At 45.1% G+C, this 21241-nt stretch carries 22 protein-coding genes and 1 pseudogene; 9 read left to right on the top strand and 14 right to left on the bottom strand.

Annotation, left to right across the window (positions count from 1 at the left end):
- The gene (locus tag RIM23_RS07100) at nucleotides 1-309 is read left to right on the top strand and encodes a ChaB family protein (RefSeq protein WP_446365708.1); all 309 of its coding nucleotides are present in this window, start codon (nucleotides 1-3) and stop codon (nucleotides 307-309) included.
- On the opposite strand, the gene RIM23_RS07105 is transcribed toward RIM23_RS07100, so the two are convergent.
- From RIM23_RS07105 to RIM23_RS07130, 6 genes are all read right to left on the bottom strand, one after another.
- Nucleotides 260-526, bottom strand: a complete 267-nt coding sequence (locus tag RIM23_RS07105; protein WP_446365710.1) for a hypothetical protein — start codon at nucleotides 524-526, stop codon at nucleotides 260-262. The two genes, RIM23_RS07100 and RIM23_RS07105, sit on opposite strands and share 50 nt — an antisense overlap.
- A gap of 101 nt (nucleotides 527-627) precedes the next feature.
- The gene (locus RIM23_RS07110) at nucleotides 628-1239 is read right to left on the bottom strand and encodes a hypothetical protein (protein WP_446365712.1); all 612 of its coding nucleotides are present in this window, start codon (nucleotides 1237-1239) and stop codon (nucleotides 628-630) included.
- Between the two features lie 85 nt (nucleotides 1240-1324).
- Complete coding sequence (locus tag RIM23_RS07115) at nucleotides 1325-1966, bottom strand: Uma2 family endonuclease (RefSeq protein WP_446365714.1); 642 nt, start codon at nucleotides 1964-1966, stop codon at nucleotides 1325-1327.
- A 204-nt stretch (nucleotides 1967-2170) separates the two neighbouring features.
- A complete protein-coding gene (locus RIM23_RS07120; RefSeq protein ID WP_446365716.1) occupies nucleotides 2171-3235 on the bottom strand; it encodes a fatty acid desaturase in 1065 nt (354 codons plus the stop codon).
- 194 nt (nucleotides 3236-3429) lie between these two features.
- Nucleotides 3430-3678, bottom strand: a complete 249-nt coding sequence (locus RIM23_RS07125) for a hypothetical protein (RefSeq protein ID WP_446365718.1) — start codon at nucleotides 3676-3678, stop codon at nucleotides 3430-3432.
- A gap of 235 nt (nucleotides 3679-3913) precedes the next feature.
- On the bottom strand, nucleotides 3914-4576 hold the full coding sequence (locus RIM23_RS07130) for a class I SAM-dependent methyltransferase (RefSeq protein ID WP_446365720.1): 663 nt from the start codon (nucleotides 4574-4576) through the stop codon (nucleotides 3914-3916).
- Nucleotides 4577-4651: 75 nt separating this feature from the next.
- On the opposite strand from RIM23_RS07130, the gene RIM23_RS07135 reads away from it, so the two are divergent.
- Entirely contained in the window at nucleotides 4652-5623 is a 972-nt protein-coding gene (locus tag RIM23_RS07135; protein ID WP_446365722.1) for an alpha/beta fold hydrolase, read from the top strand.
- A gap of 363 nt (nucleotides 5624-5986) precedes the next feature.
- Here the strand turns inward: RIM23_RS07135 and RIM23_RS07140 are convergent, their stop codons facing one another.
- Nucleotides 5987-7042, bottom strand: coding sequence for an anthranilate phosphoribosyltransferase family protein (locus RIM23_RS07140; protein ID WP_446365724.1), 1056 nt, complete (start codon nucleotides 7040-7042; stop codon nucleotides 5987-5989).
- A gap of 233 nt (nucleotides 7043-7275) precedes the next feature.
- On the opposite strand from RIM23_RS07140, the gene RIM23_RS07145 reads away from it, so the two are divergent.
- The gene (locus RIM23_RS07145; protein ID WP_446354058.1) at nucleotides 7276-7479 is read left to right on the top strand and encodes a hypothetical protein; all 204 of its coding nucleotides are present in this window, start codon (nucleotides 7276-7278) and stop codon (nucleotides 7477-7479) included.
- A gap of 98 nt (nucleotides 7480-7577) precedes the next feature.
- The gene (locus RIM23_RS07150; protein ID WP_446365726.1) at nucleotides 7578-8015 is read left to right on the top strand and encodes a hypothetical protein; all 438 of its coding nucleotides are present in this window, start codon (nucleotides 7578-7580) and stop codon (nucleotides 8013-8015) included.
- Between the two features lie 210 nt (nucleotides 8016-8225).
- Here RIM23_RS07150 and RIM23_RS07155 read toward each other — a convergent pair whose 3' ends face one another.
- Entirely contained in the window at nucleotides 8226-10127 is a 1902-nt protein-coding gene (locus tag RIM23_RS07155) for a ferredoxin--nitrite reductase (RefSeq protein ID WP_446365728.1), read from the bottom strand.
- A 251-nt stretch (nucleotides 10128-10378) separates the two neighbouring features.
- On the opposite strand from RIM23_RS07155, the gene RIM23_RS07160 reads away from it, so the two are divergent.
- Nucleotides 10379-11575: a HEAT repeat domain-containing protein gene (locus tag RIM23_RS07160; protein WP_446365730.1), complete on the top strand. Its 1197-nt coding sequence runs from the start codon at nucleotides 10379-10381 to the stop codon at nucleotides 11573-11575.
- 238 nt (nucleotides 11576-11813) lie between these two features.
- Here RIM23_RS07160 and RIM23_RS07165 read toward each other — a convergent pair whose 3' ends face one another.
- Both RIM23_RS07165 and RIM23_RS07170 read right to left on the bottom strand, forming a co-directional pair.
- Nucleotides 11814-12056 carry a hypothetical protein gene (locus RIM23_RS07165; RefSeq protein ID WP_446365732.1) on the bottom strand — a complete coding sequence of 81 codons (243 nt, stop codon included), beginning with the start codon at nucleotides 12054-12056 and terminating at the stop codon, nucleotides 11814-11816.
- 66 nt (nucleotides 12057-12122) lie between these two features.
- Entirely contained in the window at nucleotides 12123-12920 is a 798-nt protein-coding gene (locus tag RIM23_RS07170; protein WP_446365733.1) for a DUF4058 family protein, read from the bottom strand.
- 309 nt (nucleotides 12921-13229) lie between these two features.
- On the opposite strand from RIM23_RS07170, the gene RIM23_RS07175 reads away from it, so the two are divergent.
- Entirely contained in the window at nucleotides 13230-13682 is a 453-nt protein-coding gene (locus RIM23_RS07175; RefSeq protein WP_446365735.1) for an Hsp20/alpha crystallin family protein, read from the top strand.
- A 605-nt stretch (nucleotides 13683-14287) separates the two neighbouring features.
- On the opposite strand, the gene fdhD is transcribed toward RIM23_RS07175, so the two are convergent.
- The 3 genes and pseudogenes from fdhD to RIM23_RS07190 form a co-directional block, all read right to left on the bottom strand.
- On the bottom strand, nucleotides 14288-15121 hold the full coding sequence (gene fdhD / locus RIM23_RS07180; protein ID WP_446365737.1) for a formate dehydrogenase accessory sulfurtransferase FdhD: 834 nt from the start codon (nucleotides 15119-15121) through the stop codon (nucleotides 14288-14290).
- 28 nt (nucleotides 15122-15149) lie between these two features.
- Nucleotides 15150-16556, bottom strand: a pseudogene (locus tag RIM23_RS07185) (molybdopterin-dependent oxidoreductase); the annotation flags it as partial.
- 120 nt (nucleotides 16557-16676) lie between these two features.
- Complete coding sequence (locus tag RIM23_RS07190; protein WP_446365739.1) at nucleotides 16677-17141, bottom strand: hypothetical protein; 465 nt, start codon at nucleotides 17139-17141, stop codon at nucleotides 16677-16679.
- A 98-nt stretch (nucleotides 17142-17239) separates the two neighbouring features.
- Here RIM23_RS07190 and RIM23_RS07195 point away from each other — a divergent pair, with 98 nt between their 5' ends.
- The 3 genes from RIM23_RS07195 (at nucleotide 17240) to RIM23_RS07205 (ending at nucleotide 20424) form a co-directional block, all read left to right on the top strand.
- Nucleotides 17240-17965, top strand: coding sequence for a sulfite exporter TauE/SafE family protein (locus tag RIM23_RS07195; protein WP_446365741.1), 726 nt, complete (start codon nucleotides 17240-17242; stop codon nucleotides 17963-17965).
- A 795-nt stretch (nucleotides 17966-18760) separates the two neighbouring features.
- Entirely contained in the window at nucleotides 18761-19657 is an 897-nt protein-coding gene (locus RIM23_RS07200) for a hypothetical protein (protein ID WP_446365743.1), read from the top strand.
- Between the two features lie 158 nt (nucleotides 19658-19815).
- On the top strand, nucleotides 19816-20424 hold the full coding sequence (locus RIM23_RS07205) for a DUF3859 domain-containing protein (RefSeq protein WP_446365745.1): 609 nt from the start codon (nucleotides 19816-19818) through the stop codon (nucleotides 20422-20424).
- Nucleotides 20425-20430: 6 nt separating this feature from the next.
- On the opposite strand, the gene RIM23_RS07210 is transcribed toward RIM23_RS07205, so the two are convergent.
- Nucleotides 20431-21039, bottom strand: a complete 609-nt coding sequence (locus RIM23_RS07210; protein ID WP_446365747.1) for a hypothetical protein — start codon at nucleotides 21037-21039, stop codon at nucleotides 20431-20433.
- Nucleotides 21040-21241 lie beyond the last annotated feature (202 nt).

A 21241-nucleotide genomic window follows, 5' to 3' on the forward strand; every position in this document is an offset into this window, starting at 1 on the left:
TTGGCTATAAATGTAAAAATCTGTAACAAACAAGCGATCGCGGATTTGGGTGATGGGGGAACGGCGGCGTTAGTCCTAGCGGGTGAGAATAAATATAGCCTTAAGCGTTGGTCAGATCAGCGTAAACGTTTTCAACAGATTTTCTGTGCTGCCTATAATAGCGCATCTCGCGATGGACTCAATGATAACCAAGCCCATCAAGTTGCGTGGAATTCGGTTAAAAATAGCTACGAAGAGGTATTATTTGGCGATATCTTGGCTATAAACCAACCAAATCAGCATCAACGCCCCTATTGTCAGATCCTGTGAGATAGCCTACGTCAATAGCTCCAGAATAGCTGGGGCTAGGGAATTCTTGAGGCGCAGCTTCTTTCTCGGCTTCAGTTTTCTGGTGACTTGGTAAACCGCTTTGTAGTTCGAGAGCGATCGCGAGCCATTCGGATAGGGAGATACCAGCACTGTCAGCTTGTCGCTTCAAGGCTGCATACACTTCATCACTAAGTTCTAGCGTTACAACTTGGCTCACGGCTGTTCCCTCAACGATTGCTATACAACCCTAGAGTAACATTCCAACCTACAGGAGTGAAACCGCAGTGCGCGATCGCACCTTATTGGGTATCCTTTGGATTACTCAAAATAAATTCTAAAGGGTTCCGATAGAATACCTAATATTTGATTTAACTGAGGAATAAAATATTCAGTCAAATCAATTTTTACCCGATCCTTTTCTAAAAGTATAAACTTCCAGTTCGTTCCGGTTGAAACAGCACCATACACCGCTTGCTGTTCTCGTCCATTACGATTGTTAAATATTTGGGCGGCAACCATTTGAGCCACACATTGTCCCAAACCAATGCGGATATCATTATCTTTGGCTTCAACTAAGGTTAAGACAGGAGCAGTTACCAGTGATTGATTGCTGGATGCACTTAACATAAAATCACAAGCCCCCATTAAACCTTTAGCGTCATCAACATTAAACGTATTTCCCGAAAAATAACCAATTTTGTTCTGAAATCTGCGCCTTATCTCCAACAATATTGGCGTAATAATTAATTCAGAACGAGCTTTTTCTGTACTAATACTTACGGCTAAATCTAAGTTTTCTTCTAAGGTTTCCTGAAGGCGTTGGGAAGGTTCAATCGGGGCAACCTGACTAAAAAAATGAGGAATATCCTCAACAGTTAATTCCAGGTTAGAAACCGCTTGATCAAGACTTTTGAAGTCACTGTATGACATAGTTCCAGAGTCAGCAGCGAAATGGGAATAGGATAACCAGCATTAATCAATGAGCCGTTCTTGGGACGATAAACGATAGAATCACTCAAGCTTGAAACTGGGACAACAACCAAGCGCTCACTTTACCATGATTCATTTGCCGACTACGCCGAAACGCTTCTTCTAATAGAGAAATCTCTAAACCAGGAAAAACCTGAGATTGGTAAATTCGCCGACTCCCGCCATTTTGAATCTCAAAGGCGATAACCTGAACATTTTTTACATCAATAATCCAATACTCCCGAACTCCCAAGGATTCGTAAAGGAGACGTTTTTCTCCTTTGTCATCGGCTAAAGAAGAATAGGCAACTTCAATGACTAAATCCGGGGGTGGGTAGGTATCAAGATTGATAATCGTCGCTTCCCAAGGTACTACTTCCGCCTTCTCACCGACATAAAACGAGACATCCGGTTGGGCTTCCTCACAGCCCGTCTTACGATACGTGCAGTTATCATGACCATCAAAATCAATCTGATTGAGTCCTGCAAAGAGGCAGACGGCGTGAATAACGATAAGGTGGTCACGGGAATGGGGGTTACCCGGTGGAGACATCTCTAGCCTCATACATCCGTTATAGTAGTAGCCTTTCGCTTTTTCGTATGCTGGATCACTGATTGCCTGAAGGTATTCCTCCCAAGTCGCATTGACCCAGGTATCGGTTGGTAGTTTGGTTTGCAGTTGACTCATGACAACCTTGCTGATGGCTCGCGATCGCTAATATTGTAACTTAGCACGCTCAGATGAGGATGGTGGGCATTGCCCACCCTACGATCAAGGGTGGAGGCGATCCCAAGAGGCTTGTTGAGCGTGCCATTCAAATTAATACCAGATCCCCGACTTCTTCAAGAAATCGGGGATCTCAGAGTTTACTCGATTCGTGACAATACCGTATTAATTGTCTCCAGCCAAGGCTTTTCGATAGTCTTTAAACGACTGATAGCACTCTTGTTGACTATAGAGGTGACATTGGTCGGTAATTTGTTTCATCAACGACCAAGAAAAACGGCATTCTCGTAGTTCATCTCCCCAATTTTCCTTGAGAATCCGATGGGCTAACCGCAAATTATAGGACGGGATCGCACTGGAAACGTGATGAGGAATGTGAACATTAATGTCATGGCAGAGAAATTCTACCCAACGGGGATAATCACAGTGAACCGAACCAAATAACTGAGCCTCAGCCTCATTCCATTCCGGTTCCGGGGTAAAGGGAATATCGGGTGCTGTGTGGTGAACAATGGTAAACGTACTCATCCAGAAATGGTACACCAACCAGGGAATCAGCCAGAATTTGACGACTCCCCATACACCTGTTGTCGCAATGAGTAAGGGAAATGCAACAGCAGCAAAACCGATAACAAGCAAGGCTGAAAACTTGACCTGAGAACGCTGTTTTCCTTGAAAATTCCCCCACTTAAAATGCAGTAATGCCCAATGGAATATCGAGCCAATCCACCATAATCGACTTCGTGTTAGTTTGTAAAACAACTTCACTAAAACCGAGTGGCTGGCATAATACTCTACTGTAAAGGGTTCCCATGCATTATCTTCGCCAAGCTTATTCGTGTGGGCATGATGGTAGTTATGGAGAATGCGCCAGCTATGAAAGGGATAAATTAAAGGTAAAAATGCCAGGTGTCCCACCAAATCATTCACCCAACGGCGATTGGCAAAGGAACGATGACCGCAATCATGACCGATGACAAAAAAGCCGGTCAATGCTGTACCGGTGAAAATCCATAATAGGGGTAAACAAAACCAGGGTGCGATCGCTAAACCCCCATAGCCTAGACCCACCATTAAAATATTCACCAGAACCACTGTCCAGGCTTTGCGACGGTTTTTTTGAAACACTTCACGCGGTAACGTCTGCAAAATGTCTCTCAACCTTAAGGTAGTCGTAACCCTTTTTAAGGAGTAATCGGGAGTTTGTTCTTTGATTGTCGATATAGTCATGAAAGAATTCAATACATGAGATTTAGTGAATTGCGAATAGTCAGGCAAAAAAAATCCTGCCCCGTCATCTATTATTGGCAGATAGAAGGGTATCTCCTTGTGCTGATCAGTCAGATTCAGCAAAACTTAGCACCCCGATAATGAGTTCTGGGGTGCTGTCACAGCATGACTTAAACCAAACACTACGATTCCCCTTAGTTATTGGCGTCGGATTGTACCGTAGCCAACCGTTGTTTTTGGAGGATTTGGAGCTGCTGCAAGAGTGAATCTACTTCTGCTTGCAAATGTAGATACTTGACTTGCTGATCAGCCTGGTAAATCGACTTCATTAATTTTATCAGCCGTTGGTCACTCGTGCCGCTTACCGTCCCGCGATCGCTCTCAGTTGCAGCTTCCCGATTCGGGTTTGGTGGACAGATTACACTAGATGAACGATTTAGCATTCGTTAAATAGTTATTTTTACTTACTCACACCACAGGCTATTGTATACTGAACATCAAGTTTTGTTGCATCATATAGGTCAATTTTATGACTGGCTGAGTCATTCATTATGAAAGCCAACGGACTTGATAGGCTGGAACCCCCATCTGTCAAGTATTTTCCTCGCGGTAGGCTAATCGTCTTCCATTCCCGCGTAAAACCCCAATCTCGTAAACGTTGCATCATTTAACTCTTCCTTAGACTCCCTGTTGGTTGTCTTGACGTTGGGCGATGACGGCGTAGAAGGGATCACCCCCGCCAACTCCCAGCATTTGCAAAAAACTGGGAACAGAAGAAGAACGGGTAATTACTTCTGGGGTACCAAATCCGGGTACAGATTGAAAATAACGCTTGACAAGTTGCACACGACTTGCATCAGTCCCCTCTCGCCATGCCGCGATCGCTTTTTGGAAGAACATTCGATTAGAAAAGCTGATAATGGCGATACCACCGGGTTTGAGGATGCGGTGAATCTCCTGAAACACGGCATCAGGGTATTGTAGGTACTGAATCGAGACACAGTTGAGAACCGCATCAAACTCTTGATCTGGCAAAGGTAGCTGAGGATTTTTATTCAGATCTTGGACAAAGGAATGGTTTAAGCGGGGATTGCGTGCTAGTTCCTGTTCATTCATCCCGTGTCCTTCAACATGGGCGAATTCCATGTCATCGGGCAAGTGGGACACATGACTACTCATCATATCCAGGATGCGAGTATGAGGTTTCAGGCGTTCTCTATACAGTTGAGTGAGTTGATCCAAAAACCCAGCATCAACATGGGTGACGAAGCGAGGGAAAGAGTAAAACAGCGTATCGTCGGTATCGTCTAGTTTCGTCCGTTGGTTGGATTGCAGCAGCATAGTCTTTAGCGGAAAATTAGGATGCTATCTTTTAGTTTAAGAAAAATTACGCAATGTTAAGTATACCCATCGCCTATGCCCGTCTACGGTTGTGATCCGATCGCCTTTGAGGGAGTTACGGGTGAGCGTTATTGGTTCTACGAACCGTTTCATTTTACGGGAATTCGCGATATTGACGAACGGCTGAGTAGTTTTCCCGTTGTCGTCTTTTTGCCACAGGCTCGACCTGCCGATCAGACACCGTTGGTGATTGGCATTCAAGGAATGTGTGCGCCTTATGGCTGGAATGCCTTTATTGTGCCAACTCTGACCCAGATGGGGATTGCTGTGGCATTATTTGACACACCCCTAGCAGGTGAACGCAGTTTCACCCGGACGTTTTCGGGGGTGGCGCACGTTGAAATCAAACCGCTTCTGGATCGCGGTATTTCCTTTGATACTCAACTGATGCTGCGGATGTTCAGTGTCACAGCGCGGGATATTGGCTTAGTGCGGAATTTCTGTCGCGATCGCTATCATCTCACTGATCCTCGGTTGGCGCTATTTGGCGTTAGTATGGGCGTTTTGTTTAGTGCGTTTGCCTTTACCACAGAGGGGATAGGAGAACGATTACTGGGTGCGATCGGTCATGCTAACCTGCAAACCTTTGCCAAAAGCTGGGGTGGCTTTATTTTGCCAGAACTGGCTGCATCGCCTCTAGGGTGGTTAGCCGAAGCGCTGCTGGGCAAAGTTCAACCAGATCTCCAGAGTTTCGTTCCCCTATTGCGAGTCGCTAATTCTCTCAAACATCCTGATAAATTTGGTCAAGCTTGTAACCCGATGACCTATGCGGATCGGGTAGAGTCTCATCGTCGGATTCGCTTCTTAGTCGGTCAGCGCGATCGCATGGTTAATGTAGCAGATGCCAAGGCTTGTGCCAAGCGGTTTCCTAATAGTGATTGTTATGTTGTTCCCGGTATGGGTCACGGGACAAACGATTTTGGTCCTACGTTTACCGATCATGTTCGCTATTTTCTCGTAACTCAGTTAGCAGATTGGCAAGGTTAACGTAATGGCGGCTAAACCAACAAAGTTCGCTTGACAAGGAAATGAAGAAAAACTAGGGATTTTGAAACCCGCCTGCGCGGGTTTCGTTTGTGTAGCTGCGGTTTTAACCGCCCAGTTAACGGTTAAGTTAACTTTCAACCCCTATTTAGGGCTGGCTGCACAACGGCAAAACCCTTATCTATCAAAGCTTTGAGTAACATGGACATTGGATCATCTTCAAGGAAATAGGGTAAAACCCCTTCATACCCTTGCACCGCTATCAGGGAAAATGTATGATTGCTCCCCCTGCTCCCAGACGCGCCATGGCGCGTCTCTACATGCTCCCCCTGCTTCAAGAACTCCCTACCCCTCCACAAGACTTATTCAGCAACCCCTATTTACAGTAGACTCAATCTCAGCCAACTGCTGCTGAAGTGCACCTGTTATTAACAAAGACTCCGCCTTGCTTAATCCATCTTCTAACGTAGGGCAAACCCCACAACGCCAGAGATAAAACCCACCATTCCAAATCACTGATTTTTGAAATTCTGAAGATTTTCCAGCTAAAACCTCTTGAATTTTTACTAATAATTGTTCCTTTGACTCTAAAGGAACATCCTTGCCTTCAAAGCCATAATCCCTAGGGTGAAGTTTCAGGCGTTGGTAGGGTTCGCTGTCTCCAGGTTTATGGATTGAAATAATCGCCGTCCGTTCCCGGGGCAAATCGCAACTTCCCTCTAACCCCTTGACTAATGTGTAATTGTTGACGCCTCGTAATGCTAATGTTCCCTGCATAAATTCTTCCGTTGGGGGATGGACAAAACCAGCCACTAGATGTACCTTCCCAGCATAAGGAAGCCAAATTAATTCAACAGTGGCAAAGGGTGGACGCTTACCAATCTGATCCCGATAGGTAACCAAACCTTGAGTCGCCGGAAAATGGTTAGGGGTATAAATAAAACCAAAGCGAGTTGTTTCTAAAACCTGATGAACTTGGGCAAGATTAAAGCGGGTAAAATCGATTCCCAATCCTTGCCAAATTTCCACTAAGGGAATGCCATATTTGGTGGGCATACAGTCGCCGCCATGTTGGATTACCGGAACCCCTGAAGCCGCCAGCATCAGCGCCGTTAGGGGAGTAACTGGGGCGGTTCGCGATCGCCCGTCGTAAGGTGTCCCCATTACCGTTACTATCGGATCACCGGATAACCGGGGTATTGTGCAACCGAATTGCTCATACGCATCCAACATTCCCGCAAGTTCGTCACTCGTGGGGCGCTTAATTCGATGGGCAATTAAAAACGCTCCAATTTGAGCCGGAGTCGCTTCTTCATTCAGGATCATTTCTGTGGCTTTGGCTGCTTCTTCACGAGTTAAATCTTTGTGAGTGTGGCTACCGCTACCCACTTTCTTTAGCAGTTCTCTGAAAATAATACTCATGATGGGGGATGAAAAATAGGACGATGGGACTATAACCACAATGGTTGAGGACGATAGCAGATTGAGAGAGAACCATTAGTGATTCCTGAACAAAGATGCCATCGCTTCGGCATTGAGTGGCTGTGAGGATTAGTTAACAAATCTACAATTAAATTTTATGTATTATTCGATACAGATTTTTATTTTGGTATATTCTGATACAAGAAGCCGATCGAGAATCAGACGGAACAGATATGAAAAGCCCAAAACCGCAACCCCCTCTAACCAGCCTCTCGGCTAGTGAAGTTTTTCGCTATCTGCAACCAGGAATGTGGCTGAGACTAGAGGAACTCCCCAATCCATTCGCCCACTATGAGGCGTTGATACTCTCCCAAGTCTCGGATCATGAATGGCTAACGTGGATTCCTGAACATGGAGAATATTTGTTAGTGCTGTAGCCACTTTTAGCGAAAGGACAACCTCCTCTAGCTAAGTTTTTCAGCCAATATTACCTCCCTAAAATACTTACATTTATCGAAAAATTGGAGTTTTGGCAATGATTAAGACGAAACTTTCTCCCTGCGAGAGTTTACTCTATCACTGGATTCTGTTTCATACTAAAACCAATCAAAAAGTCAATTTGAATTGGCATAACTTCCAAGCTTGGACGGCAGAATTCCTTGAACATTCGGTTAGCTTGAGCGAAGTTCACACCGCACTCACGGAGTTACAGAGACTAAAATTAATTACCGTCCAAGGAACCGAAGTTGCCCCAAACAACACCCCAAACAACACACCCTTAGAACTTTCACCATTACCACAGAAATTACTAACCACCAATCGGAAGTTTAAGCTTTTTTCCTGGGGTTCTGTTATGTCCTTAATCTTTTTAGTATTGTGGTTAGGTTCAGGAGCTATGTATTTTAAGTTGTACTCAGGAGACTCAAATCATTATACCAACCCCTATCAATTTTTGGGTGAAAAAATCAAATAATTTGATTGCCCAATTTAGTCAATAGGGGACGGAAAGGATGAAGGGTGAAAGAGTTTGCCCGAATGTAGGGACTCTTTTCACTATTATCTTTTTTGGCTTCACCCGAATTGCACTAAACCCGTCCCTGACTAAATGGGAGAATTATTTATTCGACAAACCAACGACAAATGACGTAGCTTGCTTCTCGCTCCCTTGGGTATGACAAATGCCTTAAGCATCAATAACCACTTGTCCTTCAGGCAAAGCACAACAGGTCAAAACCATTCCCTCCTCTAAATCTGCCACTGCATCATAATTTTCCTCATACTTCACTCGACCTTTCAATAACTTTTTAGCACAAGTTCCGCAAGTGCCAGCACGACAACTACTTTCGATTTCAATACCTTGGCTTTCAGCCGTATTCAGGATAAATTCCTGGGAATTACAGTCAACCTGCTTCCAAGAGTCCGCGAAAAATATTTTTGTTTGGGCTTGATCTCCGTTTGTTTCCGTCTCAGGTGAAGGTTGAGTCTTCTGCGGAACAGTCTCCTGGATGTCTGGTTCTGGTTCGAGAACCACTCCATCCTTAAGTTTAGCCTCAAAGTTTTCAATTAATAGATTCCGGAGAATCGGTTTTAGATCATCGCAAGCAATTCCTTTTTCCAATAAGTCTCCTAATTTTGCATCTTTGCCCACTTTTCCCCCGGTATAAAGATTCACCCCTTCGACAGGTTTGCCATCTTTACGAACTTTCGTACCCATTAAGCCAATATCGGCAACTTGAGGTTGTCCGCACGAGTTTGGACATCCTGTCCAGTGTATCCGAACTCTTTGGGGAATATCTAATTCTTGATCTAGTTCTTGCGCCAGTTTTAATGCCCGTTGTTTGGTTTCAATGATGGCAAAATTACAATAGCGATTCCCGGTACAAGACACCAATGAGCGGGTGAGAGTCGAAGGATTAATTGGAAACTGCTGTAGTAACGGTTCACTCAGAAATGCTTCGAGTTTTTCATTAGCAATGTAGGGAATAATTAAATTTTGTTCAACCGTTAAGCGAATTTCGCCATTCCCATAAACATCAGCTAATCGGGCTAAATCAAACATGGTGTCGGCTGACAAGCGCCCCACTGGAACCAGTAAGCCAACATAGCTGTAGCCTGGTTGTTTTTGGGGATAAACCCCAATGTAATCCTTTTTCTCTTGAGTAATCTCATTGTCAGGCGCAGCAGGGAGAAGTTCTTTGCCATAAGTTTTTTCGACTTCTGCCCGGAATTGCTCAACTCCCCATTTATCAATTAACCACATCATCCGGGCTTTTTGGCGGTTTTTTCGTAATCCTTCTTTTAATCCATTCTTGGTATAAACGGTGAGAATCGCACCACTCAAGTTAATCACATTTTCTTCATTTACCGGAACCCACGCATTTAAGGGAATCGCTTCGACACAACGCTGAGCTGATAAATAACCGCCGACTAAAACATTAAAGCCTAATTCTCCATCTCGATAGGCAGGGATAAAGGCAATGTCATTAATTTCAGCGTGAATGGAGTTATCTCGTCCTCCTTCAATGGCAATATTGAATTTACGGGGAAGATTAGTAAATGCATAATTACCTTCTCCGTTATTGGTAATCATGTCCTGCAATTTTTGCAGCATATCACGGGTGTCAACTAACTCGTCAGCATCAATTCCGGCGACGGGTGATCCGGTTAAATTCCGCACATTATCCATTCCCGACTGCATACTCGTCAGATTAACGGATTGCAGTTGACGGAAAATTTCCGGAATATCTTCTAAACGAACCCCTCGCAGTTGAATATTTTGCCGAGTGGTAATATCAGCACTACCATCATCACCATAACGCTGCACAATATTGGCGAGAATTCGCATTTTCTCACTGTCAAGAGAACCATTCGGTATGCGTAAGCGCAACATGAATTTGCCAGGAGTCACTGGGCGGAAAAAGACACCTAACCACTTGAGGCGGAGTTCTAAGTCGGTTTTATCAATGTTTTCCCAGCCAACTTGGATTAAGCTTTCGAGTTCCTGTTTAATGTCTAGCCCATCTTTCTCGGCTTTGGCTTGTTCCACTTTGTTTATTTTTATGGATACGTCTGTTGTTGTAGTCATAGAGCTATTGTGATGAATTTTTACGGTTTTCGGTTCTCTAAAATTTAGCCTCTTAATTTCAGTAAGGTAAGCAAGGTTAAGGTGGTAAATTGTATATTTGGATACGCTTTTGATTTGAATTTGAAAAAACTGCATAATTTAAATGCAATTTGTGAATAGAATCTGTATAAATCACCGATTTCATGAAACGATAAGAGTGAGGCTGACGTGGCATACCATTCAGTCTGGGTCACGATGTAATTGATCAAACAATGGAAAAACTTCTTAAACAAGCCACAGTTGCAACAGAGCAAGGGGATTGGTTGTCAGTCACTCAATGTTTGCAGCAATTACCGTTGCATGAGTGTAGCTATAATAGTTCCAACCCAGAAACAAAGGAATTGCCCTTAGGATTGGCAATGGCGTTAACGGTTCTGGAACAGGGAGATTTTCAGGCGCGTTGGGATATTGCCAAGGTTTTGCCACAATGGGGAGAAAGGATTGTAGCGCCGTTGGTGCAAATTCTGGAAGATGAGGAGAAAGATTTAGAGCAACGGTGGTTTGCGGGGCGGATTTTGGGCGGATTTAATACGCCTGACGTGATTCGGACATTGGTGAAATTACTGGATCACAGTGCAGATGAAGAGTTAAGTGCGATCGCAGCTAGTGCGTTAGCCGCTATCGGACAACCTGCGGTTGAGGCGTTGACTGATTTGCTGGTGCAACCGGAATTCCGTCTTTTTGCTACTCGCGCCTTAGCTCAAATGCGTTGTCTAGAGGTGATTGATCCCTTATTGAGCGTCGTTCATGATCCAGATGTTCAGGTGCGCCTCACCGCCATTGCCGCCCTCAGCAGTTTCCATGACGATCGCATTGTACCCGTTTTCCAAGTCGCGTTAAAAGATTATGCCGCCTCTGTGCGTAAGGAAGCGGTGATGGGTTTAGGCTTAAGCGCCTCCTGTGAAACAGAGTTAGAGATGGTAACGCATCTGCAACCCCTGCTGTATGATGTGAACTTAGAAGTCTGTGAGCAAGCCGCGATCGCGATTGGTAGAATCGGTACAGATAAAGCAGCCGAGGCGTTATTTCCGGTTGTGCGATCGCCTTTAACTCCCCTTCCCCTGCAACTTACCGTCATTCAGGTATTGGCGCGGATAGAAACGGCGACGACATTGGAGTATTTACACCAAGCATTACCCGCCATAGCCGAAGACTCCATCTTAGAAATTGTGCGCGTTTTTGGGCGGATTGAAACCCCAAATCTGAAATACCAAGCCGCTAAAATTTTGCTGGATTTCTTCGAGTCTGGACATCCTAGTGTTGAGACGACGGTGATTAAACAGGCGTTAGCCTACAGTTGGGGACAATTAGGAGTCGCTGATGCGATAAAAGCTTTAACCCAACTCCAGAATGATCCTCAATTGAGTGTCAAATTACACGCTAATGCGGCAATCAAACAACTACAGTAAAGGTTTCCAAATCTTCCATCAAAAGTAGTATGATCGCCATCTAATCCTCCTCTGCTCTTCTCTTCTCATCCTCTGTCCTATGATGAAGGGCGGGTTTTGTTGAAAGGTTATCGATAAGTACCAAAATTAAACGGCTAAACCCGCCCCTACAATTAGACCCTTTGACTACGCTCAGAGCCTGCTTTGTAGAGGCGTTGGGTTTCATTCTTCGACCCAACCTATTAGCTAGAGTCGCGGATCAGACTCCGTTAGTCGCAAGTTGAGCATTAATTAGGGTAAAGATTCGCTGGAGTTCCGAGATTCCTGCATATTCCGCTTCTTCTGTAGGGGTTAGTTGATTCGTTTTTCGTTTCTCTAATAGTTCTTCAAAGCGAGATTGTAGCTCATCATTGAACCGAAAGAGATAAATATTACCGAATTCGCTCATTTTAATGCCGGAGGACATTAGGGCTGAGGGTTGAATCATGAGTTGAGGTGTCATTGGGCTACCACGATTATCAATTGCTCTTTATCCTACTATTTTAGATGGGTCACGCTAGGACAATCGCTACAGTAATCCCTTTTCAACTAGCAGCGTATTCAGCCAAACCGCTACCTCAGAAGAAACAGCAGGAGTGATTGACTGACGATAATCAATGCGGAAGTGATACCCTGCACGCTGATAAACGCCATCCAGAATAAGTTTTAAATCAAGGATGGGACTTTTATCTTCCCCCTGCAACGGTAACTCGACTTTAGGAATCGCATCTGGTAAATTAAAGGCATAAAGCTGGGCATGAGGTCTTAACTCGCTGCGACTAATCAAAATCCGATAGTCTGTTAACTCAGCTACCCCTTGCATCGGCATAGCTTTTCCACCGCGAAGTAAATCAATTTCTACAAAGTGGGTGGAACGGGTTAAAATTTGCTGGCGTTTGCGTAGATACGCCTCCCTCCCCTCACCTGCTCGTTTATTCTTAGGTGAAAGGAGTTCAATCGTGGTGACAACTTTTCCCGTTTTAGTGTCTCGAATCTCTAAATAGCGTTCTTCTACCTCTTCCGCCAAAGGAATCGTTACTGTTTGCGGTTGATCAGGCTTCGATAAGGTAGCGGTAGCCCTGTTGCGCGTGGCTAATTCTGGAGACGCCTCTACCCCTGAATAGACAACGGAAACATCGGGAATGCCAATCAGGATATTATCCTCAGGAGTGCTACTATAGACACGCTTTTCAATGGCTACATAATAGTTAGGAAGTAACGCGGGTGCAATCTCATCCGCGATCGCGACAATTAGACGGCTATGCACCTCAGACCATAATTCTGGATTTTCCAGATAGGGATTCATGCCAGGAAACGGAGATGTCATATCGCTAATTGTTGCCGAGTGAGTAGCTGTAACCTAATTATTTCTATACTGACTACTATAGTATCATCAAAAACTGAAACGCCAGATAGGCAATGGCACGCTGCTTCTGGTGGGCAATGCCCACCCTACGGTATATCAAGCTACGAATCGGCGAAGACAGCGCAACTACGAATTGGACGGTAATCATTAGTAAATTAGTCGTTAAAACCGAATTGGCAGTGCTTTTGGTTTGTCTACTATGGGAATCAAGGGATAGATGGTAATGCTTCATCACTTCCCTAAACAACCTATTCTAGGAGAGATAAAACTATGGCACTCGTTTATTGGCATCCTCGGCGTGAAACTGAATTCCTACAACGGCAAATTACTCGCTTATTTGAGGATGCTTTAGTACCCCGTTCTGGGCAAAAGCAGGAATACATTTCAACTGTTCCGCTAGCGGAGATGCAAGAAACTCCAGAAGCTATTCATCTGAAGCTAGAAATTCCGGGAATGGAAGCCAAAGATATTGACGTGCAAGTCACCGAAGACGCTGTTTCCATCAGTGGTGAACGCAAATCGGCACAGAAAAGCGAAGACAAGGGTGTAACTAAGACTGAATTCCGTTACGGCAGATTTGAACGACTGATTCCATTACCCGTGCGGATTCAGCATACCAATGTGAAAGCTGAGTACAAAGATGGTATCTTGAATCTGACGTTGCCTAAGACGGAACAAGAAAAGAACAAAGTGGTCAAAGTTCAGCTTGAACCAGCCGCTTAAGTTAGACTGGGATCTTTCACCATTCTAAATTAGCTTGATTAACCGCCCGACACCTGACGCCCGGAGTTCAAACTCCGGGCTAAAAGCTTAAGTCAGCTAAAGCTGACTGGATTGAGTGATACCCAATCCGGGTTAGCCACCCCGGTTATAAACCAGTCCGCGAAGGCGGACTTTGTTTGTGTAGCAGCGATTTAAATCGCCGTGGCAAAAGGGGGTTATAAAGGCTCGGATATACTGTATTTCATTAACTGGAAATATGTTTTATAGCAGTAGACACATCGATTAGGACAAATGAACTGTTGTTCCAGACGTTCTGCCGGAGGAGTCTCTCCCATACAGCAGTTTGCTCTGCTATGCGGTACATTGTCGATCCCCCTCGCATCCCCCGTGCAATAAAAGCGAAGCATCCGCTGGCTTCCCCCTTTTTAAGGGGGACGGGAGGGGGATCGAAAAGGGGGACTTTTATTTACTGTACTTTATTACAGCGCAAAGCGCTGTAAGATGCATCCTAACCGCTATTGCGATTGCTATAAATAGTTGGCATAAAAGAGTTTTATTCTCAAGTCTACCCAAAATTTGATTGTACATCTTTGGGGCTAACCGATTTACTTCTCCTCAACACCTATCCGTTCTTTTCCTGTATAAATATTAAACCGTTTTCCGCGCAGGAATCCGACTAAGGTGATGCCAAACTCCCTGGCTAACGCAACGGCTAAACTGCTGGGTGCAGATACCGCACAAATAATAGGGACACCTGCGGTTAAACATTTCTGTACTATCTCAAAGCTGGAACGTCCACTCACCAGAACAATTTGGTTGGTTAAAGGCAATTGATCACTCAAGAAAGCGGAACCCATTAGTTTATCTAAAGCGTTGTGGCGTCCAACATCTTCTCGTACTGAAAGTAACTTTCCTTGATTGTCGAATAAGGCGGCGGCGTGTAATCCTCCGGTACTTGAGAAAATACGCTGGGCGGTGTGTAATTGTTCAGGTAGGTTATAAATTACATCTGGACTAACTTCTAATCCTTTGGGGATAACTGGACATCCTCGTAAGTGTAAGGCTTCTAGACTGGCTTTCCCACAAACACCACAGGCGCTGGTAGTAAAAAAGTGACGTTCTAAGGGTTGCAAATTAACTGATAATCCTGGTCGAAGTTTTACATTAACAATGTTGTAACGTTGTTCCCCATCAACATCAGGATCGACACAATAACTGATCTGCTGAATATCATCGCGATCGCGAACTATCCCTTCAGCGTACAGGAAACCCGCCGCTAGTTCAAAATCCGCCCCCGGAGTTCGCATCGTAACCGCTACGGTTTGCTGGGGAGAGGTGAGACGAATTTCCAGGGGTTCTTCCGTCGCCACCTGATCCTGGCGCGATCGCACGTTACCATTGTCTATAACCCAAACCCTGGTTTTCGTTTTACTTCCCATCGACAAAAGGAGTTAAAGGATGTATGTTCTAACTTAAATAACGTTCCAATCGTACCAGGGCATTATAATCAGGGATGGCGACTTCACGCGATCGCTTATTCTTGTCTAAGAGTATATTCCCTTCGGGCCAATGCACTTGCAGGTTCCCCGGTTTGATGGGTGCCGTATACACTCGTCCCTTAAATTCCCCAACCTCATTCTTGAGAATCACGGTATCGCCATCTTTTAATCCTAATCCTACAGCATCCACTGGACTGATCAACACCGCCTCACGTACTGCACCGGTAATCGCGTCTTTCTTTTCCTGCACCATACTATTAAACTGCTTCCCGCGCCGGGTGGCGACTAAGAAACACCCCTCTGGTAAATCCCGTTGTGGTGGGGATAAAGGAGTAAACCGCGCCTTCCCATCCGGTGTGGGGAAATTCCAGCCAAAACAAAGATGAGAACCCCCATATTGAAACTGATCTCCCGCTTCTTTAAGATGTTGAATCCCAGCATATTGGGGAATTATTTGGGCAATTTCTTGGCGAATCGTGGATGTTCCGTCGAAGTTTAACGGCGTCTTGTCATCGTTTTCTCCGGCTAAATCGGGACGTAATCTCCTGGCTAATTCCATGAAAACCTCCCATTCTGGACGCGCTTCGCCAATGCGAGATCCCTTAATTTCGGGACTAAAAATCACTCGTCTTTCTGTCGTTGTTTCTGTTACTCCTCCTGGCACTTCGTAGCGAGTGGTGGCTGGGAGTAAAATTACCGTATCCGCCGGATCAACTAACATTTGGCTGGAACAAATAATATCCTGATGCACCCGTAGGGGGACTCGCTTTAATGCCGTTTCCACATAGTCGGGTTCGGGTAGAACTTCCAGGAAATTTCCCCCTACCGAAAACAGGACATCCAACTCTCCCCCATAAGCCGCTTGAATCATTTCCGCTGCGGTTAATCCTGGGGATGTTGGCACCTCAAATCCCCATTTTTCACTCAACTGTGCTGCATTTTCTGATGTAATCGGCTTCCCTCCAGGGAGTACCGTGGCGTAGCATCCCATCTCAGCCCCCCCTTGTACCCCAGAATGTCCGCGAATCGGCATCAAGCCACAGCCTTCTCTGCCGACAAAGCCTTTAGTTAGTGCTAGATTAATAATGGCTCGCACGTTATCTTCGCCACATTCATGCTGGGTAATCCCCATACTCCAGACAAAGACAGCCTTGTTCGCCTCAGCCACCATCTGGGCAAAGGCATACATCTGATCACGAGATGCCCCAGATAGCCGTTCGAGTTCCTCCCAGGATTGGCACTCTAGGGTGGCTTTTAAGTCTTCAAAGTTGTCTGTATAGGTGTTGATAAACGAGTGATCAACCCAATTATTGGCGATTAAATGTTTCAGTGTGCCATTGATGAACGCCATATCCCCACCCATATTTACCGAAAAATTGGGTCTAAAGCCTCGTTCTTCTAGGACGACTTTGTGTTAAAATTAACGCCAGAGGAAAGGGTGTTTAACCTCTATAAAAACCCAGAGCCGAGAGGCATCGCACCTTGAAAACTAGGCTTAGAGGGTTCTGTACAGGAATGCTTGTACAGGTAAAAAGTCTAAGCACCAAGTACCAGAAAACACATTTTTTCTTGTTTTCAATAGTACGGTAGGGCATATCGTAACTAGCTTCTGCAATGGAGCAAAACGCTTCTTCCAGAGATGCTCCTCTGGTATGAAATAGGACCCCTGTTTCATAGTAAGAGCGCTCGATGAAAGAAGAATCCTCATGCCTTTAGGCTGAGGAGTGTCAAAGACATGAATGCCTTCTAAGGTCCAGTCTTTCATGCCCGTGGTACCTAAAGCACAACCGTCGCAAACCCCTTGGTTAAGGATGTCCCAGGCGTAGGGAAGTTGATCCCGGTTTAAGAAGATGGCGCGAAATACTTCCCAGTAATTGTTCGGGTATTGTTCGCCGATACCGAACGGTTTCCAAGTTGCCCAGTATTCAGGAGTCCAGCGCTTTTTAGGTTGAGGTAACATAATTGGGAGTGGTGCTAACGCAAGGGATTCTTTAAGGCTATCATTGCCCTAATCTAACAAGATGGTATTGTTAGTCCTATCATGACTTGGCGATTATAATGTTAAGCTTATTATTATTTTTAGCCCTGGGTTTTGTGGGCAGTGGTCATTGCGTGGGCATGTGTGGTCCTTTTGTCATGGGCTATACTCGACCTCAGTCTAATCCCTGGTATTCTCATGTTTTGTATGGGCTAGGGCGTTCGACAACCTATGCCGTTCTGGGATTTCTTGCCAGTAGCTTTGGTCAAATTATACAGGGTTTACTGGGATTACGAGCCAGTATTTTAATTGTGGCGGGGCTAATTATGGTTTATTTAGCCTTGGGACAGTTACATTTATTACCAGTGCAACTCCCGCCTGTGCAAAATTGGCGTTGGTATCAAAAGAGTATGGGGCGGTTATTTGCTAGTACGAGTTGGTATCGCACCTATCCTTTGGGTCTATTGTTGGGGTATATTCCTTGTGGATTAACCGCGATCGCACTGAGTCTGGCTATCACTCAACCTATTCCTATCGCCACTGTGGGTATGTTTCTGTTTGGCTTAGGCACAATGCCGGCTATGGTGGGATTTGGGCTATTAATTCAGCGGCTGAAGGTTCCCAAACTGCAACGGTATATGGCAGGGGCGATGGCTGTATTGGGAGTGTTAACGATTTGGATGGGGATTCATCGTTTAGGTTGGCTTCCTGCACCGCCTCAGAGTGCATTACTGATGCGATTACATCCGACTTCGATTCCCATGGAAGATTCGGAGATGCCCCAAATGCACCATCATCATTATTGACATCCTCACCACGCCGTAGTAGGGGTTTGGTTACCCATTGGTGTCAACTTAAGCGCCAAAAGCAGGGGGAGCAATGTAGAGACGCGCCATGGCGCGTCTGGGAGCAGGGGGAGCCCTATAGAGGTGTTCCGAGGGAACTATGACTTGTATAACGTTTTTATTTCTGTCGCTAATTATCAGAAAATAAACCCAAGGATGTTATCTACAAAGAGAGATAGTTTAGCAAAGTAAAATTTATCTCTATAGGCGGAAAATAATAGCCCTTTTATTAGTGTTGATCTCAAAAACAGTACCTAAAGGTAGATATAACAAGAAGATTTGTTAAATTAAGATTAAATTGTTAGTCTTCTAAAGTGCCGCGCCGTAGTAGGGGTTTGGTTGCCAAACCCCTACTTATCCTGTAACACTCCTCGTATGAAATCCTGTGTAGGTTACCGGAAGCTTGGGTCAAAAGCCTCCCCCTAGAAGGGGGACTTTTTATTATGTCTGTGTTAACTGCGGGGTGGAACACGATCGCGATGATAACGCATCGGCAAACATAGAAAGAGTCGGGGTAGGGCATACCCACGACATTAAATGGACAGGGAGCGCGTGTAAGACCCCGCCAGAGGCAGTGTGTGATGAACTGTCAACCCAACAAGAGTCTAGGCAGTCATTTCTTGACTGGCTGACTGGAAAGGAATCACCGTCCTTGTAGGGCGGTGAGGATGTCAATTACCTGTAACCTTCCTTGGTTATCAGGTTTGATGGCGGGATAGAGTTCGCCCATAGTTTTCGATTACAGTAAAAAAGGCGGTGGCGCTATTATCGCCGACGACGGATGGTGGTGCGATCGCGTATAATTTTTTCCTAGTTTTTACTATGGCAAATTCTAGGCAATTGACAACAACGATAGACGCGAAAGCGGGTCAGGTGTATATCCCCGACTCTCATCCTGACAACCGAAACGCCTACTGGCGGCGTATCCACGGGATTCAGTGGCTGGTGATTCTCACGGTTGTGGGGTTGGGTATGTTTGGCTGTAAGTCCTCTCAACCCACTCAAGACGCCCAGCGTTCCTCACCCCCCGCATCAGAAACACCCGCAGATTTTTCCTTTCCCGTGATTACCCCGAATGTCTCACCCCTTCCCACAGAAACACCGACGCCCTCACCTCTCCCCACGCCCACGATTTCACCCACGCCACCAGAGATAGTGGTTTTACCGACTCCTGAACAAGTCCCCAATAATACACCATCTGTCCCCCCTCAGATACCCTCGCCCACTCCAGAAATTTCTAAAGCTGTCCCACCCCCTTTACCTAAACCACCGGGCGTTGATACCCCTAAGCCGACGATGAAAGGTTTACCCGATGGCAGTTATTTTTATGGCGAATCAGCGGAATTTGACCGTCCGGGTAGTCGGTATTTAGTGTTTATCAAAACTGATGATAGGCTAATTGGACAGGAGTATTTTTGGCAAACTGAGCAGAGTCGTTGTTTTAAAGGGATAGCTAATGAAAATATAGTCAAAAATGTGAAAACTGCTTATCGCGAACCCTCTCGCGAGGCGGAAGAGGTACAATGGTCATTTGAAGATATGAACCCGATAAAGCTGAGTGAACTTCAGCCGATTGGCTGGGAGAAAGCGCCTGATTTTGCTAAGAGTAATTTACAAGAATGCGTGAAACTTTTTAGTGTTTTTAACGATTAACTGAATCTAAAGAAAGCAATACCTTGAGACAGACCCCACCCTCACCCTCTCCTGATCAGGTGAGGGAAATTTTCGTCGCGCTGACCTTGACGGAATATGGATTTTATGGTATAGAGAAAGTAGGTAGTCTCAAGCTTCTAATTTAGAAGTAATTAATTGTGACTAATGAACGACTTACTCAAGATCAGTTAAGCCAACTCGTCGCTGAGGTGGATCAATTAGCTAGACGCCACGAGGCTGAAGTTGACCGCCAAGAAGTTCAGCAGATTTTGCAGGAATTGAATTTACCACCAGAGTTGCTGGATGAAGCGCTGTTACAGTTACGCCGTCGCCAAGCCTTAGCCGTTCAACAAAAACGGAATCGCTGGATTGGGATAGGAGTGGGGGTGGCGATAGTGGGTGCGATCGCAGCCTCCACAGTATTCATTGTAAATCGCCAACGTGCGATCGCGGCAATGTCTGTCTCTCAAAGTTGCATTACCCCGAATCAGCAGACGTGTGAACCCATATCGGAGATTAATCGCCAACAGATAGCCTACCGCGTTACCTTACAAGACGCACCTGTAGGACAAAAGCTTTCCTTACAGTGTGATTGGATTGACCCCAATGGTCAAATTGTGCATCAGAATCGCTATCAAACCCAGAAAATTGACCGAGAGGTTTGGCATACCTATTGTCGTCACACCTTAGATTCTACGGGAACTTGGCAGGTGCAGATGAGAGTAGGCGATCGCACACTCACTCAAAAATCATTTACAGTTAGATAATCTGAACTATTCACTCAAATTTTGTTCGCATAACTGAAAGACAAAATGAAGTAAGCCTAAAATCTCTTCAATATGAGCAATTCCATAGAGTAACGTTTCATAAACACTGCCTTGAGAGGTCAGTTTATAAAACCGCCAACCATCGCCATTCGTCACCACTCCCAAAACATCAATATCCTTACCAATCAAGCGATTTTGCCATTGACAGGCTTGCATCTCAATTAAACATTGAGCCAATCCTTGTTCAAAATCATCTTTTTTAGCTTCGACAATACATAAAAATGGCGTTTCTAAATAGCGCCTACGTTCAGCAATTAAATAATCGACATTGCCGCTAGTTGTCTCACCTTCTAGACTCGCCCCTTTCCAGATTTTTAGCCGTTCAATTCCTTCAAGTGCTTCCTCGCAGATGGCATCAATTACAAGTTTCTTGGATTCTTCATAGCTTTCCAAGTCGAATCGTTGCAACCTCGCCCAGCGTTGTTGAAAGAAGTCGCTCACTTGAATCGGCTGAAACTTAATCTGCCAAGGGATTAAGTCGATTAGGTTAAGTTGCTTAAATGCCTGAGCTTTGTTGAAACTGGAAATTTTTTTTTTCTTAAGTTTTTTATCCATCGGAGGGTTGCGGATTGAGCAAATAAATTTTATTTTATACTATAGCGTTCGTAGTGGCGCTGTCTTCGCCATAAACCTCACGAGGAAACAAGTCCTGAAATATTGAACGCCACTGGCGTTAAACCGCCTTGAGTTGAAACCCAAAGACCAACGCGAAAGTCGTCTAAAGACGACTCCATAAGAGTTTTAGTCCACAAAGCGT

It is taken from the genome of Coleofasciculus sp. G3-WIS-01 (assembly GCF_040223135.1).
Classification (GTDB): domain Bacteria; phylum Cyanobacteriota; class Cyanobacteriia; order Cyanobacteriales; family Coleofasciculaceae; genus Coleofasciculus.

What these genes read in the sequence shown, in the direction of transcription:
- RIM23_RS07110 (WP_446365712.1), bottom strand. Translation starts at nt 1,239, where the DNA reads ATGTCATACAGTGACTTCAAAAGTCTTGATCAAGCGGTTTCTAACCTG.
- RIM23_RS07115 (WP_446365714.1), bottom strand. Translation starts at nt 1,966, where the DNA reads ATGAGTCAACTGCAAACCAAACTACCAACCGATACCTGGGTCAATGCG.
- RIM23_RS07120 (WP_446365716.1), bottom strand. Translation starts at nt 3,235, where the DNA reads ATGACTATATCGACAATCAAAGAACAAACTCCCGATTACTCCTTAAAA.
- RIM23_RS07125 (WP_446365718.1), bottom strand. Translation starts at nt 3,678, where the DNA reads ATGCTAAATCGTTCATCTAGTGTAATCTGTCCACCAAACCCGAATCGG.
- RIM23_RS07130 (WP_446365720.1), bottom strand. Translation starts at nt 4,576, where the DNA reads ATGCTGCTGCAATCCAACCAACGGACGAAACTAGACGATACCGACGAT.
- RIM23_RS07135 (WP_446365722.1), top strand. Translation starts at nt 4,652, where the DNA reads ATGCCCGTCTACGGTTGTGATCCGATCGCCTTTGAGGGAGTTACGGGT.
- RIM23_RS07140 (WP_446365724.1), bottom strand. Translation starts at nt 7,042, where the DNA reads ATGAGTATTATTTTCAGAGAACTGCTAAAGAAAGTGGGTAGCGGTAGC.
- RIM23_RS07145 (WP_446354058.1), top strand. Translation starts at nt 7,276, where the DNA reads ATGAAAAGCCCAAAACCGCAACCCCCTCTAACCAGCCTCTCGGCTAGT.
- RIM23_RS07150 (WP_446365726.1), top strand. Translation starts at nt 7,578, where the DNA reads ATGATTAAGACGAAACTTTCTCCCTGCGAGAGTTTACTCTATCACTGG.
- RIM23_RS07155 (WP_446365728.1), bottom strand. Translation starts at nt 10,127, where the DNA reads ATGACTACAACAACAGACGTATCCATAAAAATAAACAAAGTGGAACAA.
- RIM23_RS07160 (WP_446365730.1), top strand. Translation starts at nt 10,379, where the DNA reads ATGGAAAAACTTCTTAAACAAGCCACAGTTGCAACAGAGCAAGGGGAT.
- RIM23_RS07165 (WP_446365732.1), bottom strand. Translation starts at nt 12,056, where the DNA reads ATGACACCTCAACTCATGATTCAACCCTCAGCCCTAATGTCCTCCGGC.
- RIM23_RS07170 (WP_446365733.1), bottom strand. Translation starts at nt 12,920, where the DNA reads ATGACATCTCCGTTTCCTGGCATGAATCCCTATCTGGAAAATCCAGAA.
- RIM23_RS07175 (WP_446365735.1), top strand. Translation starts at nt 13,230, where the DNA reads ATGGCACTCGTTTATTGGCATCCTCGGCGTGAAACTGAATTCCTACAA.
- fdhD (WP_446365737.1), bottom strand. Translation starts at nt 15,121, where the DNA reads ATGGGAAGTAAAACGAAAACCAGGGTTTGGGTTATAGACAATGGTAAC.
- RIM23_RS07190 (WP_446365739.1), bottom strand. Translation starts at nt 17,141, where the DNA reads ATGTTACCTCAACCTAAAAAGCGCTGGACTCCTGAATACTGGGCAACT.
- RIM23_RS07195 (WP_446365741.1), top strand. Translation starts at nt 17,240, where the DNA reads ATGTTAAGCTTATTATTATTTTTAGCCCTGGGTTTTGTGGGCAGTGGT.
- RIM23_RS07210 (WP_446365747.1), bottom strand. Translation starts at nt 21,039, where the DNA reads ATGGATAAAAAACTTAAGAAAAAAAAAATTTCCAGTTTCAACAAAGCT.